We start from the raw sequence: 21,743 nt of genomic DNA on the forward strand, positions 1-21,743 counted from the left end.
CGTGAACAGGCGCATCCTGACCTTGGTGGTCGCGCTGGTGCCGATCGTGGCGTTCGGCGTGTTGCTGGCGGTGGTGACGGTGCCGTTCGTGTCGCTGGGGCCCGGTCCCACCTTCGACACGCTCGGCGAGGTCGACGGCAAGCAGGTGGTGGCGATCGAGGGCACCCAGACGCACCCGACGACCGGCCACCTCAACATGACCACGGTGTCCCAGCGCGACGATTTGACGCTGGGCGAGGCGCTGACGCTGTGGCTTTCGGACCAGGAACAGCTGGTGCCGCGCGACCTCATCTATCCGCCCGGCAAGTCGCGCGAGGACGTCGACAAGGCCAACAACGCGGACTTCAAGCAATCCGAGGACAGCGCCGCCTACGCGGCCCTGGGCTACCTCAAGTACCCGGCGGCCGTCACGGTCGCCAAAGTCCCCGAGCCGGGCCCCTCGGCGGGCAAGCTCAAGACCGGCGACGCCATCGACGCGGTCAACGGCGTCCCGGTCGCCACCGTCGACGAGTTCACCGGATTGCTGAAGAACACCAAGCCCGGCCAGGTGGTGACCATCGACTACCGCCGTAAGAACGAGCCGGCCGGGGTGGCACAGATCACGCTGGGTGCCAACAAAGACCGCGACTACGGCTTCCTGGGCGTCGCCGTGCTCGACGCGCCGTGGGCGCCGTTCACCGTGGACTTCAACCTGGCCAATGTGGGCGGACCATCGGCCGGCCTGATGTTCAGCCTGGCGGTGGTCGACAAATTGACCACCGGCGACCTGGCCAAGTCGAACTTCATCGCGGGCACCGGGACGATTACGGCCGACGGCAAGGTCGGCCAGATCGGCGGCATCACCCACAAGATGGTCGCCGCGCACGCGGCCGGGGCCACGGTTTTTCTGGTGCCGGCGAAGAACTGTTTCGAGGCCAGCTCGGACAATCCGTCCGGGCTGCGATTGGTCAAGGTCGAGACGCTCGGCCAGGCAGTGGATGCGCTGCACGCGATCGGCTCGGGTGGGCAGCCGCCAAGCTGCTAGCGAACCTCGGCGATCACGGGTAGCGCCATGCGTAGAGTTGTCACCGTCTAGCAATCGATCAGGGAGCGTAGCCAGTGGGGATGCGGCCCACCGCACGGATGCCGAAGCTGACTCGGCGTAGCCGGATTCTGATCCTGATCGCACTGGGTGTGATCGCTCTGCTGCTCGCGGGTCCGCGGCTGATCGACGCCTATGTCGACTGGCTGTGGTTCGGCGAGCTGGGCTACCGCTCGGTGTTCTCCACCGTGCTGGTCACCCGGTTCGTGGTCTTTTTGATCGCCGGTCTGCTGGTGGGCGGCATCGTGTTCGCCGGGCTGGCGGTGGCCTACCGCACCCGGCCGGTGTTCGTGCCGAGCAACGACAACGACCCGGTGGCGCGCTACCGCGCCCTGGTGCTGTCCCGGTTGCGACTGGTGGGCGCCGGAGTCCCGGTGGCGATCGGCCTGCTGGCCGGCATCGTCGCGCAGAGCTATTGGGTGCGCATCCAATTGTTCCTGCACGGTGGCGACTTCGGCGTCAGGGACCCGCAGTTCGGCAAGGACCTCGGCTTCTACGCGTTCGAGCTGCCGTTCTACCGGCTGCTGCTCAGCTACCTGTTCGTCGCGGTCTTTCTGGCGTTCGTGGTCAATCTGTTGGCCCACTACATTTTTGGCGGCATCCGGCTGTCCGGTCGCACGGGCGTGCTCAGCCGTTCGGCGCGGATCCAACTGGTCACCCTGGTCGGGGTGCTGGTCCTGCTCAAGGCGATCGCCTACTGGCTGGACCGCTACGAGCTGTTGTCGCACACCCGCGGCGGCAAACCCTTCACGGGCGCCGGGTACACCGACATCAACGCGGTGCTGCCCGCGAAGCTGATTCTGATGGCGATCGCGCTGATCTGCGCGGCCGCGGTGTTCTCCGCGGTCGTGCTCAGGGACTTGAGGATTCCGGCGATCGGGCTGGTCCTGTTGCTGTTGTCGTCGTTGATCGTGGGCGCCGGGTGGCCGTTGATCGTCGAGCAGATCAGCGTCAAACCCAATGCCGCGCAAAAGGAAAGCGAATACATCAGCCGCAGCATCGCCGCGACGCGGCAGGCCTACGGCCTGACCTCGGACCAGGTCACCTATCGCAACTACACCGGCGACGCGCAGGCCACCGCCCAGCAGGTCGCCGACGACCGCGCGACCACCTCGAACATCCGGCTGCTCGACCCGACGATCGTCAGCCCGGCGTTCACCCAGTTCCAGCAGGGTAAGAACTTCTACTACTTCCCCGATCAGCTCTCCATCGACCGCTACCAGGACCGCAACGGGGCGTTGCGTGACTACGTCGTGGCGGCCCGCGAACTCAACCCCGACCGGCTGATCGACAACCAGCGGGACTGGATCAACCGGCACACCGTCTACACCCACGGCAATGGCTTCATCGCGTCGCCGGCCAACACCGTGCGGGGAATCGCCAACGACCCCAACCAAAATGGCGGCTATCCCGAGTTCCTGGTCAACGTCGTCGGCGCCAACGGCGGCGTGGTGTCCGACGGTCCGGCGCAACTCGACCAGCCGCGCGTCTACTTCGGGCCGGTCATCTCCAACACGTCGGCCGACTACGCGATCGTCGGGCGCAACGGCAACGACCGCGAGTACGACTACGAGACCAGCAACGAAACCAAGAACTACACCTACGCCGGGGTCGGCGGCGTCCCGATCGGCGACTGGCTGTCGCGCAGCGTATTTGCCGCCAAGTTCGCCGAGCGAAACTTCTTGTTCTCCAACGTGATCGGTTCGAACAGCAAGATCCTGTTCAACCGTGACCCGGCGCGGCGGGTGGAGGCGGTGGCGCCGTGGCTGACCACCGACAGCGCGGTGTACCCGGCGATCGTCAACAAGCGACTGGTGTGGATCATCGACGGCTACACCACGCTGGACAACTACCCGTATTCCGAACTCACCTCACTGGAATCGGCGACCGCGGACTCCAACGAGGTGGCGTTCAACAAGCTGGCACCCGACAAGCGGGTCTCCTACATCCGCAACTCGGTGAAGGCGACCGTGGACGCCTACGACGGCACCGTCACGCTGTATCAGCAGGACGAACAGGACCCGGTGCTCAAGGCCTGGATGCAGGTCTTCCCGGGCACCGTCAAACCCAAGAGCGACATCACCCCGGAGCTGGCCGAGCACCTGCGCTATCCCGAGGACCTGTTCAAGGTGCAGCGGATGCTGCTCGCGAAGTATCACGTCAACGATCCGGTGACGTTCTTCTCCACGTCGGATTTCTGGGACGTGCCGCTGGATCCGAACCCGACGGCCAGCAGCTACCAGCCGCCGTATTACATTGTCGCGAAAAACATTGCGAAGAACGATAATACGGCGTCGTATCAGCTGACCAGCGCGATGAACAGGTTCAAGCGCGACTATCTGGCCGCCTACATCAGCGCCAGCTCCGACCCGGCGACGTACGGCAGGATCACCGTGCTGACCATCCCGGGTCAGGTCAACGGGCCCAAGCTGGCGAACAACGCGATCACCACCGATCCGGCGGTGTCTCAGGACCTCGGTGTGATCGGGCGCGACAACCAGAACCGGATCCGGTGGGGCAATCTGCTCACCCTGCCGGTGGGTCAGGGCGGCCTGCTGTACGTCGAACCGGTGTACGCCTCCCCGGGGGCCAGCGACGCGGCGTCGTCGTACCCGCGGCTGATCCGGGTGGCGATGATGTACAACGACAAGATCGGCTACGGCCCCACCGTGCGTGACGCCCTGACCGGGCTGTTCGGTCCGGGCGCGGGTGCGGCGGCGACGGGCATCCAGCCCACCGAAGCCGGTACTCCCGCAGCCAGTCCGCCGGCCATCACGCCGGCGCCGGCCGCCACGCCCGGATCGCCGGGATCGCCGCCACCGGTGGCCGCACCGCCGGTGCCCGACGGATCGGTGACGCTGTCCCCAGCTAAATCCGCTGCGCTGCAAGAGATTCAGGCCGCAATCGGCGCGGCCAAGGACGCGCAGAAGAAGGGCGATTTCGCCGGCTACGGCGCGGCGCTGCAGCGGTTGGACGACGCGATCACCAAATACAACAACACCAAATAGCCGTCAGGCGTAGGCCGTTCGGAACCTGTCCCGATAGGCCTTCGGGCTGATGCCCAGGTGGTTGACGAATGCCCGTCGCAGCGTTTCGATGCTGCCGAAGCCGGCCATGCCCGCGGTCTCGGTGACCGACCGGCCGGCTTCCAGCGAGTTGCGGGCGAAGTCGATCCGCACCAATTCGACGTAGCGCGCCGGGGTCATGCCCAGCTCGGATTGAAACAGTCGAGTCAACTGGCGGGTGCTCAAGGATGCCAGGGCCGCAAGCTTTTTCACGCTGTAGTCGGCGCCGGGGTCGGCCGCGATCGCATCGGTGACGGGGCGCAGCGGCGACTGGGGCGGGGGATCGGTCTCGAGCAGCACCGAGAATTGTGACTGGCCACCCGCGCGTTTGAGGTAGACGACCAGCCAGCGGGCCACGTCGCGGACCAGCTCTGTCCCGTAGTCCATTTCGACCAACGCCAGCGCCAGGTCGATGCCCGACGAAATTCCGGCCGAGGTGAAGATGTCGCCGTCGCGGACGAAGATCGCGTCCGGCTCGACGGTGACATCCGGGAACGCCCTCGCCAACAACCGGGTGTCGTGCCAATGCGTGGTGGCGCGCCGGCCGCGCAGCACCCCGGCCTGCGCCAGGACGAACGAGCCCGTGCAGATGGACGCCAGGCGCCGGGTCCGTGCCGACACCGAGCGGATGGCCTCGACCAGGGCGGGGTCAACCGCCCGCCGGGGCAGGTCGTCGCTGCCGGCGACCATGACGGTATCGGCGGAATCGATCGCCGCAATGCTGTCCGTGACGCCCAGTCGGGTCCCGATCGAACTGGTCACGTCGCACCCGTCCACGGACGCGATTTTGACCTGGTAGTCGGCGCCGAACCTGTTGGCCTCGACGAAGACCTCACCCGCCCCCGCGACGTCTAACAGCGTCACCCCGTCGAAGACGACGATCACCACCACCCGCGAACGCGCTTTGGCTGCAGCCACGCAAGCCATTGTGTCGCTTTCTGTGGACAGGACGGCCCAAACGGCGCGGGTCGGATCGTCCGCGCCGCCGCACACTCATGACAACGATCAACGAAGGAGACGAAGACATGACCACCAGCTCGATCGACACCATCGCCGGCATCCACGTGCCCGACACCGCGCTGGTGCGCGAGGCGACCGAGTTCATCCGCGACACCGAGGACGAGTTGCTTTTCAACCATTCCCGCCGGGTGTTCTTCTTCGGCGCACTGCGGGGCCTGCGCCGCGGACTGCGACCGGATCTGGAGCTGCTCTACGTCGGCGCGATGTTTCACGATCTCGGCCTGACAAAGCGCTACCGCACCTCCCAAGATCGCTTCGAGGTCGACGGCGCCAACGCGGCCCGGGACTTCTTGACGGCCCACGGCGTCGACGAGGCCGGCGCCGACAAGGTGTGGCTGGGCATCGCGCTGCACACCACGCCCGGCGTGCCCGAGTTCCTCGCGCCCGAAGTCGCCCTGCTGCAGGCCGGCGTGGAGGTCGACGTGCTCGGCATCGGGCGCGAGCAGTTGGCGCCCGAGGCACTGGCCGCAGTGACCGCCGCCCACCCGCGCCCGGATTTCAAGAACCGGATCCTGGCGTCGTTCAACGACGGCATGAAGCACCGGCCGCGGACCACCGACGGCACCATGAACGCCGACGTCCTGGCGCACTTCGATGCCACGTTCGTCCGCGACGACTTCGTCGACGACATCCTGCACAACAGCTGGCCGGAGTAGCGAAATGGACGTCTACGAAGCGCTGTACACCACCAGGATGATGCGGCGGTTGCGGCCGGACCCCCTTCCGCTGGACACGCAGGTCCGCATCCTCGACGCGGCCGTTCGCGCGGCCAACGGAGGAAACACCCAGCGCTGGCATTTCGTGGCCGTCGACGATCCGCAACTCATCCGCGAGTTCGCGCAACTGTTCCGCAAGTCCCGCGTCCTGGAATACGAGAACTTCAGGACGGGAACGATGGTGGCCCCGGCGCCGGGTGCGGACCCGGTCGCCCACGCCGCGACGATGCGCCGGATGAAGGGCTCGGGGGATTACCTCGCCGACCATTTCCAAGAGATCCCGTTGCTGCTCTTCGTCTTTGCGATGGACGACTACGGCGGTGCCAACATCTACCCGGCGATCTGGAGTGCGTTGCTCGCCGCGCGCGCCGAAGGTGTCGGCGGCGTCATGACGATGACACTTCGCCACTTCAAAGACCAGGTGAACGAAATCCTGGGCGTACCCGTCGAGGAGGGCTGGACGATGTCGGCCATGCTGGCCCTCGGCTACCCGCGGGGCAAGTGGGGCGTGGCGGCCAATCGCCGTCCCGTGCACGAGGTTTCATCGCGCAACGGCTGGGGCAAGCCGTTCGGCGTCGAGGTGCCGCAGCCGCTCTGGCCATAAGGCATTGCGGCGCAGGGGGGTTCCGAGGAAGGTGAGTCACATGACCGAGTTGAACGACATCGGGGTGACCGTGGTGCAGCCGGGGGAGGGCGATTACGTCGCCCTGCCGGGCTTCGGAGCGGTCTTCAAACTGTCCGGCAAGACCAACGGCGGCGAGGTGTCCATCGTCGAGCACCCGTTCGCGGTCGGCCTGCTCACCGCGGCGCACCGGCACACCCGGGAGGACGAGCATTCGATCGTCCTGGCGGGTGAGATCGGCTTCCGCTCCGACGACAGCGAAGTGGTCCTGGGGCCCGGCGGCTACATCACCAAGCCGCGCGGGCAGATGCATGCGATGTGGAACGCCGGCAGCGAGCCGGGCCGCATCATCGAGGTCATCACGCCGGGCGGCTTCGAGAACTATTTCCGCGAACTGGGCGAGCTGCTCGTCGAGCACGCCGACGACCCCGGCGGCACGCCGCTGCACGAGCTGCCCGAGTTCGGTGAGCTGGCCGACAAATACGGGCTGACGTACGGGTCGCCCGCGTGGATGGACGACATCGCGCAGCGGTACGGGCTGAACCCGCCTTCCCATTGAGGCGGGCACCGAACCGGCGCCGTTACCCCCGCTGAGCCCGCGATTTGGTCGCCGTGACGCGGATTCGGTAACCTGGCATTCACCAACGCGGGGTGGAGCAGCTCGGTAGCTCGCTGGGCTCATAACCCAGAGGTCGCAGGTTCGAATCCTGTCCCCGCTACCAAGTAAGACGGCCCCCGGAGATTCTCCGGGGGCCGTCTTCATGCCTATCGGGGCAGCACGGCCTCGATGGCGCTGACGACCTCGGGGGCGTCGGGCTCGGTGCGCGGCCGGAACCGGTTCACCACCTCACCGCCGGGCGCGAGCAGGAACTTCTCGAAGTTCCACTGGATGTCTCCGGCCTGGCCGTCGGCGTCGGTGGCCTTGGTCAGCTCGGCGTACAGCGGGTGGCGGTCCTCGCCGTTGACGTCGGTCTTCTCCAGCAGCGGGAACGTCACGCCGTAGGTCGTCGAGCAGAACTCCTGGATCTCGTAGGCCGTGCCCGGCTCCTGACCCATGAACTGGTTGCAGGGAACGCCGACGACAGTCAGGCCGCGGTCGCCGTAATCCTTGGCCAGCTTCTCCAGCGCGGTGTATTGCGGAGTCAGCCCGCATTTGGAGGCTACGTTGACGACGAGCGTTGCGCCGTCGGACAATTCGGCCAGTGTGGTCTGCCGGCCGTCGAGGGTGGTCAAGGCGATGTCGTTGAGTGTCACGTCAACGACGCTAGCTCACGGTGGCCAGAAACTCGACGGTGGTTCGCGTCCCCGGCGACCGGTTATGTGGCCATTGAGTCTGTTGGCAGCTCCCAAGGGAACGCCATGTACGACGGAAACCGCAGCATGACACTCAAGGAAGTCCGCAAGACGCTGGCGCGAGGGCAAGCCGCCAGACACGCCGCGCGGACCGCGCGGGAAAGAGCCGCGCGCGCACGAGCGGGCGGCGAACGACTATCAACGGGCCGCCATGCGATTCGCTATACAAGGGGTGGACGATCCCGACCTGCTCCAAGACCAGGCCGACCAACACTGGCAGGCCGCGCACGACAACCGGTTACGGAGCATCGAAGACCGGGCGCAGGCCGAAAATCCAGAACAGTCGTCGTCGGGCTGACGCGCAGATCGGCCGGGTCGAAGTTCAGAGCCAACCGGTGCGGGCGGCGGCGACCGGCTCGGCCGGGGCGGGGGCCAATTCGCCGTCGCGCACGCCGTCCAGCAACCGCTTCACCGCGGCGACGATCTCCGGGGCCGCCGCCGCGAGTCCGGTGATGTCGTCTTCGCTGAACTCATCGGCGTCGACGCCGGCGCGGGCCAGGATGGCGGCCGGGTCGGCCAGCTGCTCGGTCAGCCAGGACACCGGGTCGGCGGACAGCTCGGGGACGAAGTGCCGGCGGCTGGGCTCCCAACCGTTGAACCGCGGGTGGTGATGGGCCCGGTCCAGCGTCCCGGGCGGGCTCTCGGTGGACCCGAACAGATCCACCCGCCACACCGGGCGGGTGAAGGCGATCGGCACGCCGGCATAGATCGAGCCCTGCGGCTCGGACCGGTCGACGAGGCGCAGTTCCAGCCTGACTCCCTGCTCCGGGGTTTCCTGACCCTCAAGCGGGGACGGGTCGATGAAATACATGTCCCCGACGACCACACCCAGGGATTCGAATCCGAACGCTGCGAGCATCGCGCACCTTCCTTGTCCTGTTTGAGGTCCTGTTTGAGGTCCTGTTCGAGCGTAGACCCGGGCCGGGAAACCGGGTGATCGTCATCCCCGGCCGCGGAGCCCGTTGATTTTGTGAACGGCGGTTCGCACAAGGGCGGCCGTCACGGTACATTTCACTGGTCTTCGCTATTGCATGTGTGTGGGGAGCCCCTGGCAGAGGCGGGGGGTGAGTTGCCGCGGCGCCCGGACGGCCGCGGCGCGGACGTGAGGGGCAGCCGCGGTCTTGTCGACACATTCAGGTCCCGGCTCACCCGTGCAGATCAATTCGCAGCGGACCCCGCCGTACAAGTGGATCGCCGTCGCCGTGCTCGGAGTGTGCGTGCTGATTTTGGCGCTGGTGTACGGGCAATTTCGCGGCGCCTTCACCCCCAAGACCGAGTTGACGATGTTGGCGGCGCGGGCTGGGTTGGTGATGGATCCGGGTTCGAAGGTGACTTATAACGGGGTGGAGATCGGCCGGGTGGGGTCGATTTCGGAGACGGTGCGTGATGGGAAGCCGGCGGCGAAGTTCGTTTTGGAGGTGTATCCGCGCTACCTGAAGCTGATTCCGTCGAATGTGAATGCCGATATCAAGGCGACGACGGTGTTCGGTGGCAAGTATGTGTCGTTGACGACGCCGGCCAATCCGTCGCCGCAGCGGATCTCGCCGCACACGGTGATCGATGCGCGCTCGGTGACGACGGAGATCAACACGTTGTTTCAGACGATCACTTCGATCGCGGAGAAGGTTGATCCGGTCAAGCTGAATTTGACGTTGAGTGCTGCGGCGCAGTCGTTGACGGGGTTGGGGGAGAAGTTCGGTCAGTCGGTGACGAACGCCAACGCGTTGCTCGATGATGTGAATCCGCAGATGCCGCAGGCGCGCAAGGACATTCAGCGGTTGGCGGCACTCGGAGACACCTACGCGAACGCGTCGCCGGATCTGTTCGACTTTTTGAACAATGCGGTGGTCACCGCGCGCACGATCAACGCCCAGCAAAAGGATTTCGATCAGGCGTTGTTGTCGGCGGCCGGGTTCGGCAATACGGGTGCGGAGTTGTTCAACAAGGGGGGGCCGTATCTGGCGCGCGGCGCCGAAGACCTGGTGCCCACAGCGCAGCTGCTGGACACCTACAGTCCGGAAATCTATTGCACTCTGCACAACTACCACGACATCGTGCCCATCACCGGTGCTTCCGAAGGCGCCTTCAACGGCTACTCGTTGAACATGGACACCGAGGTGCTCTCCGGGCTGGGACTGATCGCGAACCCGGTGTCCGCGGTGCCGGTCATCGCGTCCCTGGTCGGCGGCATCGCCGGGGTAGTCGGCGGCGCGCCCAACCCCTACATCTATCCCGAGAACCTGCCGCGCCTCAACGCCCGCGGCGGGCCGGGTGGCGCCCCGGGTTGCTGGCAGAAGATCACCCGCGATCTGTGGCCGGCACCCGAGCTGATCATGGACACCGGTAACAGCATCGCCCCGTACAACCACCTGGACACCGGATCGCCGTATGCGATCGAGTACGTCTGGGGCCGCCAGGTCGGCGACAACACCATCAACCCGTAGGCACACCGAGGTCCCAACGAATTGCCGACGACGCAATTCGTTTGACGGGATGATGTTGTGCGCTCGCGTATTTCACTGTTGCTTTGTTTGTGCCACCGCGTCGGGTACATTTCACTGGTCTTATTGCATATGTGTACAGGCCGGCGCCGGAAGGCGGCGGCACCGAGGTGAAGGACAGGGTTGGCGACGGTGGGTTCCCTGGTTAACCGACCGCGCAAGTGGCCGCCCAACGTCGAATTCTCCATGATCTTCGGGCGCACGGTGTAGTGCCTTGGCAGGTTCCCCCGTTCAGATCAACGACTCGCGAGAGCCCCCTTACAAGTTCATCACCCTGATCGTGCTGGCGGTGCTCGCGGTGATCTTCAGCCTGGTCTACGTCCAGTTCCGCGGAGGTTTCACCGAAAAGACCGAGTTGACGATGTTGGCGGCGCGGGCTGGGTTGGTGATGGATCCGGGTTCGAAGGTGACTTATAACGGGGTGGAGATCGGCCGGGTGGGGTCGATTTCGGAGACGGTGCGTGATGGGAAGCCGGCGGCGAAGTTCGTTTTGGAGGTGTATCCGCGCTACCTGAAGCTGATTCCGTCGAATGTGAATGCCGATATCAAGGCGACGACGGTGTTCGGTGGCAAGTATGTGTCGTTGACGACGCCGGCCAATCCGTCGCCGCAGCGGATCTCGCCGCACACGGTGATCGATGCGCGCTCGGTGACGACGGAGATCAACACGTTGTTTCAGACGATCACTTCGATCGCGGAGAAGGTTGATCCGGTCAAGCTGAATTTGACGTTGAGTGCTGCGGCGCAGTCGTTGACGGGGTTGGGGGAGAAGTTCGGTCAGTCGGTGACGAACGCCAACGCGTTGCTCGATGATGTGAATCCGCAGATGCCGCAGGCGCGCAAGGACATTCAGCGGTTGGCGGCACTCGGAGACACCTACGCGAACGCGTCGCCGGATCTGTTCGACTTTTTGAACAATGCGGTGGTCACCGCGCGCACGATCAACGCCCAGCAAAAGGATTTCGATCAGGCGTTGTTGTCGGCGGCCGGGTTCGGCAATACGGGTGCGGAGTTGTTCAACAAGGGGGGGCCGTATCTGGCGCGCGGCGCCGAAGACCTGGTGCCCACAGCGCAGCTGCTGGACACCTACAGCCCGGAAATCTATTGCTTGATGCGCAACAACTACGACGCGCTGCCCGCCACCGGCGCGGCCGAAGGCGCCTTCAACGGCTACTCGTTGAACATGGACACCGAGGTGCTCTCCGGGCTGGGACTGATCGCGAACCCGGTGTCCGCGGTGCCGGTCATCGCGTCCCTGGTCGGCGGCATCGCCGGGGTAGTCGGCGGCGCGCCCAACCCCTACATCTATCCCGAGAACCTGCCGCGCCTCAACGCCCGCGGCGGGCCGGGTGGCGCCCCGGGTTGCTGGCAGAAGATCACCCGCGATCTGTGGCCGGCACCCGAGCTGATCATGGACACCGGTAACAGCATCGCCCCGTACAACCACCTGGACACCGGATCGCCGTATGCGATCGAGTACGTCTGGGGCCGCCAGGTCGGCGACAACACCATCAACCCGTAGCGCTACCGCCGGCTGTTGCTGCGGGTGAAAATGCTTACCCGGCAACCCCATTCGGTGTGAAGACGGACCGCGGCCGCTAGGCCTGAGAGGCCGCCTCCTGCCGTGCGCTGGCTTTCACGTCACGCCCCGCGCCGGCCGACATGGAGGCGGCCTCACCGCGAGCCAGGCCGACCGTCGCGACGATCACCACGACGAGCGTCACCGCGAGGACGAACCACTCCCAGCCACCGGCTTCCAACGTCTCGCCGAGCACCAGGATGCCAAGGACGCCGCCCACCACGGGCTTGGCCACGATGATCGTCGGCAGCGAGGCGGTCAGCGCGCCGGCCCGATACGCGGATTGGTGATAGATCATTCCGGCCGCCCCGCAGAACACCAGCGCGTACAGCTCGAAGCTGTGCCACACCTGGCCTGGCTGGTGTTCCAGAATGTCGACGACGCCCTTCATCAGGACCGCAAAAACCGCCAACAACGTGCCGGCCACTGCCGCCAGCAACAGCGCCGCGACCGGGCGATCCGACCAGATGCGCGCGCCGAGCAAACCCAGCAACAACAGCGGGCCGATCACCACGGCCACCACGATCCACGTGTGCAGTGGCGCCCGCTGCTGGCCGCCGGTCGGATCTCCGATCGAGATGAGCGCCGCCAGCGCCACCGCCAGCACCAGCGCCCACGTCCACTCGCGGCGGGTGATCGGGTTACCGGTCATCCGCGCGTAGATCGGCAGGGCGAATAGCAGCGCCGTCACCTGCAACGACATCACCAGCAACACCGAGCCCTTGTCCAGCGCCGCGGCCAGCAACACGTAACTGCCGATGTCTCCCAAACCGCCCAGCCACCAACGCTTATCGCGCAGCAACATGCCGAACAGCGTCAGGTGGCCCACTTGTTGGTCGGTGACCTCCTGCGCGGACCGTTGCCGGACCACGTTGCCGATCGCGGACGCCAGCGCGGCGCACAGGGCGAGGATGGCCGCCAAATGCACGTCGGACATGGCAATACCTCCTCATGGGTGCGGTTGCGCTACCCATCCAATCTAGCCGCGACCCGCGCGGCGAGCGCGCCGACGGGTTGCCCCGGCGCAGCCGGGTCAGAGCGGGAATTTCGTCCCGGTCAGCCGCTCGGACAGTTCCCACAGGGCGGCGGCGGTGTCGGCGCGCTTTGCCGGCCAGTTGCGCCACGTCGGCTGGGTGCGGCCGTACAGCCCGAATCGCGGGCCGACGAAGGTGTCGCCCGGCAAATCCTGCGAGGCCGCGTACAACGTCGGGCGGGCGCCGAAATCGGCGTGGGTGGAGACGATCCGGTCGACCGCCAGGACCGCCGCGTCTCCCAGCTTGCGGCCGGAGTTGCCCTGCAGGTTCGTGTGCGACCAGCCCGGGTGGGCGGCCAGCGCGCGCAGCGAAGTGGGGACGCTGTCGAGGCGCCGCTGCAGCTCCTTGGTGAACAGCAGGTTGGCCAGCTTCGACTGGCTGTAGGCCAGCCACGCCGAATATGGACGCGAGTCGAAGTTCAGGTCCTTGAGACTGATGTAGCCGAAGTGGTGCATCAGCGAGGACACCGTCACCACGCGGTCGGTCAGCTTGGGCAACAGCAGGTTGGTTAACGCGAAATGGCCGAGGTGGTTGGTGCCGATCTGGCCCTCGAAGCCGTCGACCGTCACCGCGTGTTTGGTGGCCATGATGCCGGCGTTGTTGATCAGGACGTCGACCGTGTCGATGCCGTCGGCAAAGCGTCGCACCGACGACAGGTCTTGCAGGTCGAGCTGCCGCACCTCGGCTGTGCCGGTTGCGGGGCCGGACATCCGCGCGGCGGCGGCCCGACCCTTGTCGGTGTTGCGGACGGCCAGGATGACGTGGCCACCGACCCGAATCAACTCGCGGGCGGTGATCTCGCCCAGCCCGGCATTGGCCCCCGTGATGACGATGGTTCGTCCGGCGAACGAGGGCAGCTCGGCTGCGGTCCAATCGGCCATGGCAGACACCCTAACTTCGCACTTGCGAGGGTGGCCGTCGGGCCGAGGGGTCGTGCAGCGGTATGCAGGAGCGTTACTGATCTCCCGCCGCGCGCGGGTATCGTGCCTGGGATGACCAGCGAAATCCCTCCTGAGCGGTTGCTTGGCACCCGACCGGGGCGGAATTTTGTCGGGTGCGAATCGGGGTTCGCGGCGTGTATCTAGGCGTCATCGTCAATCCGAAAGCGCGGCGAAATCGCGCCGCATCCCGCGACCGCATCGACGAACTGCGGCGCACCGTCGGCGCCTGGGGCGAGGTGCACGAGACGCACTCGATCGAGGAGCTGCGCGACACCATCGGCCAGCTCGCGCCCCGCGTCACCCACCTGGTGGGCGACGGCGGCGACGGCGCACTGCACTGGTTGATCAACGAGATCGAGCAATGCGTCGGCGATCCGCAACGCTGGCCCGCGTTCGTCCCGACCAACGGCGGCAGTGTCAACGCCGTCGCGCGCAAGGCCCGGGTGCGCGGACGGCCCGAAGCGATCGTCCGTGCGCTGACCGACGCCGCCAAGGCGGATCAACCGCCGCCCGAGGTGGACCTGGACACGTTGGTGCTCGACGGCGCAACCGCCGACGGCGAGGGGTTTCATCGGCTCTGCTTCGGGCTGGCGGCCGGGGGCGTCGGCAACCGGTTCTACGACCGGTATTACGACGCACCCGATCACAATCGGCTGGCCGTCGCGCGGGTGATCGCCCGCAGCTTCGGTGACTACATCACCTCCAAGGTCGCGCCGAGCCGGGTGAAGACGCCGAATTACGCGTCCATCCTGTTTACACCGACGCGAGCGCGCGTGGTGATCGACGGTGAGGAGGTCCCGTCGCGCACGCACAGCCTGCTGCACGCCGGCGCGATCGACCTGCGCATCGGCGGCCCACTTCGGTTGTTCCCCAAGGCTTCCGAGCCCGGCGCCCTGCATTTTCAGGCCGGACACCTGCGGCCATCCGCGATCGTGGTGCAGCTTCCGACGGCCCTGACCAACGGCATGCTGCGCGGCGACGGGCTACGCGATGTCAACGGCCATGAGATGGTCATCGAAGCCGAGGACGAGCCGCTGTCGCCCATCATCGACGGCGAGCGTTTCCTCGGCATCGTGAAACTCGTCGCCCGCGCAGGCCCGCGCATCCGCGTCGCCCGGCCCGCCTAGCGGCTACCGCCCGGGGCCGTCACGTAGATCCCCCCGGCACGTAGGTAGTTTTGCCCGTGCCCGCGGCTTCCCGGACCCGTCCAATGCCATCGGATAATTGCGTTTTTCGCTTTGCAGTTTCGGCACTACGTGTAACGAAGTTAAAATCGTATTTCGGCCGACGGCGCGCGACCGTTAGAAATAGGAAATGCGTGAATTCGCAGATACGTAGTTCAGTATTTCAGGGGCCCGGACGGCGGTAATGCCTGGTTGTACGCCACTGAGATACTGAAGTACGTACACGCGTAGATCAGCATCCGTGCAATTGATTCCGACGTTTAAGTTTATCCTGAGAATGTAGTGTGCGATGGCCATTAATGCTGCTCGAGGTTTTGCTCGGGTCGGCAGTGCAGCGCTACATTGGTCGTATATTCACGACGTAAGTCGTTCTCGGGCTGAGCCAACCTGGAAGGGGGATCACTCCTACGATGGAGACGCTGATCGATTACCTGCAGATGTGGGAAGCGCAGAAGCCGGACCAGACCCTCTTCCGGTTCGTCGACGCCGACGGCCGCGAACTCGAGCACTACACCTACCAGGCCTTCGCCGACCGCAGCCGCGAGCTGGCCGCCTACCTGTCCAAGGAGGCCGGCCTGAAGTCCGGTGACCGTGCGCTGCTGGTCTACCCGCCCGGTCTGGAAATGATCGCGGCGCTCTATGCGTGCGCCCGCATCGGCGTGATCGCCGTTCCGGTCAGCCCCCCGCTGCCGATGTCCTTCGATTCCGGGCTGGCCAAGCTCAGCTTCATCGCCCGCGATTGCCAGGCCACGGCGGTGCTGTCGACGAAGCAGTTCGAGTACGACTTCCGCCTGTTGCTCGGTCAGCGCCACGGCGAGAAGCTGTGGACGGGCGAGTCCGGCGCCGGCCTGCCGCAGCTGCCCTGGTATGCGACCGACGGTGCGCAGGAGTTCGGCGGCGCACCGGTCGCGGACACGCCAGGTGAGGTGCTCTTCCTGCAGTACACCTCGGGCTCGACCAGCGATCCGAAGGGTGTGATCGTCACCCATGCCAACGTCATCGCCAACGGTTTCGCCTTCACCGGCGACGTCGTGCTGGCGTCGTGGCTGCCGCAGCACCACGACATGGGTCTGATCTCGGCCTACATGTACATCGTGTTGCTGGGCGGGTCCACGCACGCGATGTCACCCCTGGACTTCCTCGCCCGGCCGTCCTCCTGGCTGCGGCTGATCAGCGACGTGCGCGCCACTCACACGCCGGGACCGAACTTCGCGCTCGAATACTGCCTGCGCGAGGACAAGCTGCCGGCCGCCGAATTGGCCGGCGTCGACCTGAGCAGCCTCGAGTGCATCGTGGTGGGGGCGGAGCCGTTGCGCGCCAACACCTTCGCTCAATTCCGGCGGCGGTTCGCCGAGTATGGTCTGCGGCCCGAGGCGCTGACCGGTGCCTACGGCATGGCCGAATCCACCCTGATCGTGTCGATCCGCGGACGCCAGACCATCGCGGTCAACAAGCGCGGGCTGGAGCGCAACGTTGCGCGCGTGGAGAAGGCGTTGCCGGAGAACAGCAACCAGGTCGCCCTGGTCAGTTGCGGCAAGCCCATCGAAGGGACCCTGGTTCGCATCGTCGATCCCGAGTCGCGGCAGGAGTTGCCCGACGGGCGGGTCGGGGAGGTCTGGCTGGCCGGGCCGTCCAAGGGGGCCGGCTACTGGAACCGCCCGGAGCTCACCGCGGAGATGTTCGGCGCCCGCATCACCGGCGATGACGAGCACACCTATCTGCGGACCGGCGATCTCGGCTTCCTCTACGAGGGCGAGCTTTTCGTCTGCGGCCGCAGCAAGGACCTGATCATCGTCCGCGGCGTCAACTGCTACCCCTCCGACATCGAAGCCGTCGTCGAGCGCACTTCCGCGCAGGTCCGCAGCGGCTGCGTCGCCGCCTTCTCGGTCGAGCACGACGAGTCCGAAGCGCTCATCGTCGTCGCCGAGGTGCGCGACGAGCACAACCTCCCGGACGTCAAGGCGATGGCCCGCGCGATCCGGCGGCACTGCCACATCGATCCGCACGCGATCGTCTTCGCGCCGCCGCGCAGCATTCCCAAGACCACTTCGGGGAAGATCCGGCGCGCGTCGACGCGCCAGCTGTGGCGCGACGGCGAGTTGCCCGCCTTCACCAGCTGGATCAACCAGTCGGTCAACCGAACTCACGATGGCGCGGGTGCGGGTCCGCTGGAGCGCTTCCGCAACCTCATCGAGAGTTACGACCTGGCCGGCGACGAGGATTGCTCGTTCGCCGACCTCGGCATCGACTCGCTGGCGCTGGCCGAACTTCGCACGGACCTGCAGGCCCTACTGGAGGAGAACGGCGCGGGCGAGCTGGCCGAAGAGGTCAACACTCGCCTCCTGCAGCGGTTGACCGTGTCCGAATTCTTCGGGCTGATAAGCCAATTCGGCGAGGGATCCGGGCAGCCACTCGATGCCCTGCGCCGGGCGCTGGGTCAGATCTCCGCCGATTACGAGGCCCAGGAGGCAGCCCAGATGCGGGCCGACGCGGCGCTGCCGCTGCCGGAGCTGGCACCCGCGCGACCGGGTGAGCCCACCGATCTGCTGCTCACCGGCGCGACCGGATTCCTTGGGCCGTTCCTGGTGAGCAGCCTGCTGGCGCGGACCTCCTACACGGTGCACGCACTGGTGCGCGCCACCGACGCCGCGCACGGCCTGGACCGCATCGTCGCGTCGCTGCGCCGCGCCCAGCTCTGGACGCCGGCACTGGAGGCCGACGTCCGCGCGCGGGTCCGCGTCGTCTGCGGCGATCTCGCCAAGCCCGCGCTGGGCATCGGGGAGGCGGCCTTCGCGCAACTGGCGCACGACGTCGACGCCGTCGTGCACAACGGCGCCCTGGTCAACTACGTGCGTACTTACGACGCCCTGCGGCCCGCCAACGTGGAGGGCACCCGCGAGCTGTTGCGACTTGCAATGACCAACCACCGCAAGGCTTTCCACCTCGTCTCCAGCACGTTCATCTACGGCTGGAGCACCGAGCCGGTGGTCGGGGAGTGGGATGCCAACGAAAAGATGGCCGGTCTGGACTTCGGTTACTCGCAGACCAAATGGGTCGGCGAGCAGCTGGCACTGGCCGCGCAGCGCAAGGGACTCGACGTCCGCATCTACCGGCCGTCGCTGATCTCGCCGACCCGTGCGGGTTTCGGCAGCCAGGACGACATCTTGGTGCGGCTGACGGCGTTCATGATCGAGCACGGGGTCGCCGTCAACGCGCTCAACCAGATCAGCCTGCTGCCGGCGGACTTGATCGCGGACCACATCGTCACGCTGATGGGCCTGCCGGACGAGTCGGGCAGCGTGTTCAACATGACCGCGGACGACTACTACAACCTCACCGACGTCACCCGCATCCTGTCCGAACGCTACGGGTATCGCTTCGACTACCACGACATCGGATCCTTCACCGAACAGCTGTACCGCCGCTGCACGCCGAACGACCAGATGTATCCGCTGGTCGACTTCCTCACCCGGTCGGCGGACAAGATCGCGGCGATGCGGGACAAGCGATACGACAATACCCAGTACCGCCACCGGCGGAGGCTCGCCAACGTTCGGCTGCGCGAGCCGGCCCTGACCGAGACGGTCGATCATCTCGTCCGGTTCTTGCGCAACGAGCGTTTGATCACTGAGGTAGAGGACGAGGCGCAGCGCAGCGCCTAGCGTTACGACTTGGCGACGGAAAGGGGTGGCGACGATGTTCACCGTCGACGACAAGGCAACGGGCCCGCATGACGCCTCGCTCGACCACGAGCGGATCGTCCTGCAAGCGCGTGACGTCGACTTCGACTGGTCGACGCTGCCGTTCTACTACGTGCCCAACGAACCCTTCACCACCCACTTCTGCAACGTGCTGCACCTGTTGCTGCCGGCGGGTGAGGAGTTCATCGTCGACGCCTTCAAGGACACCTTGCCGCTGATCAAAGACGATCAACTGCGGCGCGATGTGCAGGGATTCATCAGCCAGGAGGCCATGCATTCCCAGGCGCACGCGGGGGTGCTGGGGCACTTCGCGGCCAAAGGCATCGACGTGACGCCGTTCACCGACCAGATGCGTTGGCTATTCACCCAACTCATCGGTGACCGGCCGCGGTGGAGCCGGCGCCGGCGGCAGAGCTGGTTGCTCGAGCGGGTGTCGATGGTCGCCGCGCTGGAGCACTACACCGCCATCCTGGGCGAATGGATTCTCGACACCCCGCAGCACGACGCCATGGGCACCGACCCGATGATGCTGGACCTGTTGCGCTGGCACGGCGCCGAGGAAGTCGAGCACAAAGCGGTCGCCTTCGACACCATGAAGCACCTGCGGGCCGGGTATTGGCGGCAGGTGCGCACCCAGCTGCTGATCACGCCGGCCCTACTGTGGTTGTTCGTCCGCGGCGTGCGGTTCATGTACTCCGTCGACCCCTACCTGCCGCCCGGCACCAAGCCGCGCTGGCTGGACTACTTCCGCGCGGCGCGACGGGGTTTGGTGCCCGGGCCGTTCCAGTTCCTCCGGGTCATCGGCGCCTACTACACGCCGAGTTTCCACCCGTCCCAGCTGGGCGGGGTGGGACGCGCGGTCGACTACCTGGCCCGCTCACCCGCCGCCCGCGCGTCGCACTGAACCATGACGACCGAACTCGCTTCAACCATGGTCGCCGCCTCCGACGGCGTGCGGCTGGCGGTGCACGCCTACACCGACATCGACCCCGGGCGGCCGACCATCCTGGCCATCCACGGTTACCCGGACAACCACCACGTGTGGGACGCGGTGGCAACGACATTGGGCCGCCGCTTCAATGTCGTGGCGTACGATGTGCGCGGCGCCGGCCAATCCTCAACGCCGGCAACCTATTCGGGGTATCTGCTGCCGCAGCTGGTCGCTGACGTCGGCGCGGTGATCGACCGCCTGGGCGTGGACTCGGTACACTTGCTGGCCCACGATTGGGGATCGATCCAGGCCTGGGCGGCGGTCACCGACGACTCGGTGATGGACAGGATCGCCTCGTTCACGTCGGTCTCCGGTCCCCATCTGAACTATGCGGGCAGGTTCCTGCGGTCAGCGCGCACGCCGCGCGCGCTCCTCGACGTGGTCAAACAAATCGTGGCCTCGTCCTACATCTGGTTTTTCCTGTGCCCGGGGCTGCCCGAACTCGCGATCCGGTCCGGGGCGACGGTGAAAGTCTTTGAAGCGGTTGAGCGTATCGGCGGATCGAAGACCGGCAGCGAGCGCGGTGCGGCGTACCGCTCGGCAGACGACTACCTCAACGGGCTCAACCTGTACCGCGCGAACATGCCGGCACCGATCCTGTCACCCCCGGCGCGGCTGCCACAGACCACCGTTCCGGTGCAGGTACTGGTCGCCCGCCAGGACTATTTCGTATCGCCCGCGCTGCAACGGTTTACCGGCTCCATCCCAGCCGGCGGCAGGGTCGTCCCGATCGAGGGCGGCCACTGGGTGGTCACCGCGCACCCCGACGTCATCGCCCGGCTCACCGGCGAGTGGGTCGACCTGATCGCGCATTCCGCCGATCGTCGCGGCATCGGCCAGATGTGAGGATGATTGTGGCACAGACTATTTGGGAGAGCATTCCAGCCGACCTCTACGGCCGTCGCAAACGCGACCGCATGTACACCGCCTTGTACGGGGTCGGTGCGCTGTTCGGCGGCATGGCGTCGGCGTCCCGGTGGACGTCGTCACGCGTGGCGTCCGTGCGGCGCACCACCACCGCGTTGGTCACCCAACGCGAGCTGGTGGCGCCCGATGTGGTCGCGTTGACGCTGGCTGACCCGGCTGGTGGATTGTTGCCGTCCTGGACACCGGGCGCGCACATCGACGTTCGGCTGCCGTCGGGTCGCCGCCGGCAGTACTCGCTGTGCGGTTCGCCCGGCCGGCGCACCGACTATCGCATCGCGGTGCGCCGCATCGCCGACGGCGGCGGTGGTTCGATCGAGATGCACGAGACCTTCGCGGTGGGGGACAGATTCGAATTCGAAGGGCCGCGCAACGCGTTCTATCTCGTCACCGACGAACGCGAGGTGCTGTTCGTGATCGGCGGCATCGGGGTGACGCCCATCCTGCCCATGATGCAGGCGGCCCAACAGCGCGGAATCGATTGGCGCGCCGTCTATGCCGGCCGTAGCCGGGATGACATGCCGTTGCTGGACGAGGTGGTGGCGGTGGCCCCCGACCGGGTCACCGTGTGGGCCGACGACGAGCGCGGCCGATTCCCCACTGCGGCGGACCTGCTCGCCGACGCCGGGCCGACGACGGCCGTCTACGTGTGTGGCCCCACCGCCATGCTGGAATCGGTGCGCACCGCGCGTGACGAACATGCGAACGCGCCACTGCACTATGAGCGTTTCGGCCCGCCTCCGGTGGTCGATGGTGTTCCCTTCGAACTGGAACTGGCCCGCTCCCAACGGGTGCTCAGCGTCCCGGAAAACCGGTCGGCCCTGGACGTGATGCTCGATCGCGACCCGACCACCGCCTACTCCTGCCAGCAGGGGTTCTGCGGCACCTGCAAGGTGAAAGTGCTTGGCGGGCAGGTCGATCGGCGCGGACGCGCCGCAGAGGGCGACGACGAGATGCTGGTCTGCGTTTCCCGGGCGAAAAACGGCCGCGTGGTGATCGACGCCTGAGCGCGGTGATGCGCCACTTGTGAC

General features: G+C 66.4%; 18 protein-coding genes and 1 tRNA gene. 14 read left to right on the forward strand and 5 right to left on the reverse strand.

Annotated elements, in window-relative coordinates:
* Nucleotide 1: 1 nt before the first annotated feature.
* Together G6N50_RS27325 and G6N50_RS27330 are read left to right on the forward strand one after the other, a co-directional pair.
* Complete coding sequence (locus tag G6N50_RS27325; protein WP_083096274.1) at nt 2-1,024, forward strand: YlbL family protein; 1,023 nt, start codon at nt 2-4, stop codon at nt 1,022-1,024.
* Nucleotides 1,025-1,098: 74 nt separating this feature from the next.
* Nucleotides 1,099-4,089, forward strand: a complete 2,991-nt coding sequence (locus G6N50_RS27330; protein WP_083096129.1) for a UPF0182 family protein — start codon at nt 1,099-1,101, stop codon at nt 4,087-4,089.
* A 3-nt stretch (nt 4,090-4,092) separates the two neighbouring features.
* Here G6N50_RS27330 and G6N50_RS27335 read toward each other — a convergent pair whose 3' ends face one another.
* Nucleotides 4,093-5,073 (reverse strand): GlxA family transcriptional regulator, encoded by a 981-nt coding sequence (locus G6N50_RS27335; RefSeq protein WP_179970072.1) that lies wholly within the window; start codon nt 5,071-5,073, stop codon nt 4,093-4,095.
* A 98-nt stretch (nt 5,074-5,171) separates the two neighbouring features.
* Between G6N50_RS27335 and G6N50_RS27340 the strand changes: the two genes are divergently transcribed.
* The 4 genes from G6N50_RS27340 (at nt 5,172) to G6N50_RS27355 (ending at nt 7,226) form a co-directional block, all read left to right on the forward strand.
* Nucleotides 5,172-5,822: an HD domain-containing protein gene (locus G6N50_RS27340; RefSeq protein WP_083096272.1), complete on the forward strand. Its 651-nt coding sequence runs from the start codon at nt 5,172-5,174 to the stop codon at nt 5,820-5,822.
* Between the two features lie 4 nt (nt 5,823-5,826).
* On the forward strand, nt 5,827-6,486 hold the full coding sequence (locus G6N50_RS27345; RefSeq protein ID WP_083096126.1) for a nitroreductase family protein: 660 nt from the start codon (nt 5,827-5,829) through the stop codon (nt 6,484-6,486).
* A 40-nt stretch (nt 6,487-6,526) separates the two neighbouring features.
* Nucleotides 6,527-7,063, forward strand: coding sequence for a cupin domain-containing protein (locus G6N50_RS27350; protein WP_083096124.1), 537 nt, complete (start codon nt 6,527-6,529; stop codon nt 7,061-7,063).
* A gap of 86 nt (nt 7,064-7,149) precedes the next feature.
* Nucleotides 7,150-7,226, forward strand: a tRNA-Met gene (locus G6N50_RS27355).
* Between the two features lie 43 nt (nt 7,227-7,269).
* Here G6N50_RS27355 and G6N50_RS27360 read toward each other — a convergent pair.
* Complete coding sequence (locus tag G6N50_RS27360; protein WP_083096122.1) at nt 7,270-7,758, reverse strand: glutathione peroxidase; 489 nt, start codon at nt 7,756-7,758, stop codon at nt 7,270-7,272.
* Between the two features lie 271 nt (nt 7,759-8,029).
* On the opposite strand from G6N50_RS27360, the gene G6N50_RS29820 reads away from it, so the two are divergent.
* On the forward strand, nt 8,030-8,155 hold the full coding sequence (locus G6N50_RS29820) for a hypothetical protein (protein WP_264028819.1): 126 nt from the start codon (nt 8,030-8,032) through the stop codon (nt 8,153-8,155).
* Between the two features lie 24 nt (nt 8,156-8,179).
* Here G6N50_RS29820 and G6N50_RS27365 read toward each other — a convergent pair whose 3' ends face one another.
* Nucleotides 8,180-8,716 (reverse strand): hypothetical protein, encoded by a 537-nt coding sequence (locus G6N50_RS27365; protein WP_083096120.1) that lies wholly within the window; start codon nt 8,714-8,716, stop codon nt 8,180-8,182.
* Between the two features lie 292 nt (nt 8,717-9,008).
* Here G6N50_RS27365 and G6N50_RS27370 point away from each other — a divergent pair, with 292 nt between their 5' ends.
* Entirely contained in the window at nt 9,009-10,301 is a 1,293-nt protein-coding gene (locus G6N50_RS27370; protein ID WP_163651021.1) for an MCE family protein, read from the forward strand.
* Between the two features lie 271 nt (nt 10,302-10,572).
* Complete coding sequence (locus G6N50_RS27375; RefSeq protein WP_163650908.1) at nt 10,573-11,880, forward strand: MCE family protein; 1,308 nt, start codon at nt 10,573-10,575, stop codon at nt 11,878-11,880.
* A gap of 76 nt (nt 11,881-11,956) precedes the next feature.
* Here G6N50_RS27375 and G6N50_RS27385 read toward each other — a convergent pair whose 3' ends face one another.
* Entirely contained in the window at nt 11,957-12,874 is a 918-nt protein-coding gene (locus G6N50_RS27385; RefSeq protein ID WP_083100189.1) for a DMT family transporter, read from the reverse strand.
* 96 nt (nt 12,875-12,970) lie between these two features.
* A complete protein-coding gene (locus G6N50_RS27390) occupies nt 12,971-13,852 on the reverse strand; it encodes an oxidoreductase (RefSeq protein WP_083100191.1) in 882 nt (293 codons plus the stop codon).
* Between the two features lie 194 nt (nt 13,853-14,046).
* Between G6N50_RS27390 and G6N50_RS27395 the strand changes: the two genes are divergently transcribed.
* The 5 genes from G6N50_RS27395 (at nt 14,047) to G6N50_RS27415 (ending at nt 21,719) form a co-directional block, all read left to right on the forward strand.
* On the forward strand, nt 14,047-15,039 hold the full coding sequence (locus G6N50_RS27395; protein ID WP_083100201.1) for a diacylglycerol/lipid kinase family protein: 993 nt from the start codon (nt 14,047-14,049) through the stop codon (nt 15,037-15,039).
* 467 nt (nt 15,040-15,506) lie between these two features.
* Nucleotides 15,507-18,758 (forward strand): thioester reductase domain-containing protein, encoded by a 3,252-nt coding sequence (locus G6N50_RS27400; RefSeq protein ID WP_083100193.1) that lies wholly within the window; start codon nt 15,507-15,509, stop codon nt 18,756-18,758.
* A 34-nt stretch (nt 18,759-18,792) separates the two neighbouring features.
* Entirely contained in the window at nt 18,793-19,701 is a 909-nt protein-coding gene (locus tag G6N50_RS27405) for a metal-dependent hydrolase (RefSeq protein ID WP_083100203.1), read from the forward strand.
* Nucleotides 19,702-19,704: 3 nt separating this feature from the next.
* Nucleotides 19,705-20,634: an alpha/beta fold hydrolase gene (locus G6N50_RS27410; protein ID WP_083100195.1), complete on the forward strand. Its 930-nt coding sequence runs from the start codon at nt 19,705-19,707 to the stop codon at nt 20,632-20,634.
* Between the two features lie 2 nt (nt 20,635-20,636).
* Nucleotides 20,637-21,719, forward strand: coding sequence for a PDR/VanB family oxidoreductase (locus G6N50_RS27415; protein WP_197748041.1), 1,083 nt, complete (start codon nt 20,637-20,639; stop codon nt 21,717-21,719).
* Nucleotides 21,720-21,743 lie beyond the last annotated feature (24 nt).

Source organism: Mycobacterium mantenii, from assembly GCF_010731775.1.
GTDB classification, from domain to species: Bacteria; Actinomycetota; Actinomycetes; order Mycobacteriales; family Mycobacteriaceae; genus Mycobacterium; species Mycobacterium mantenii.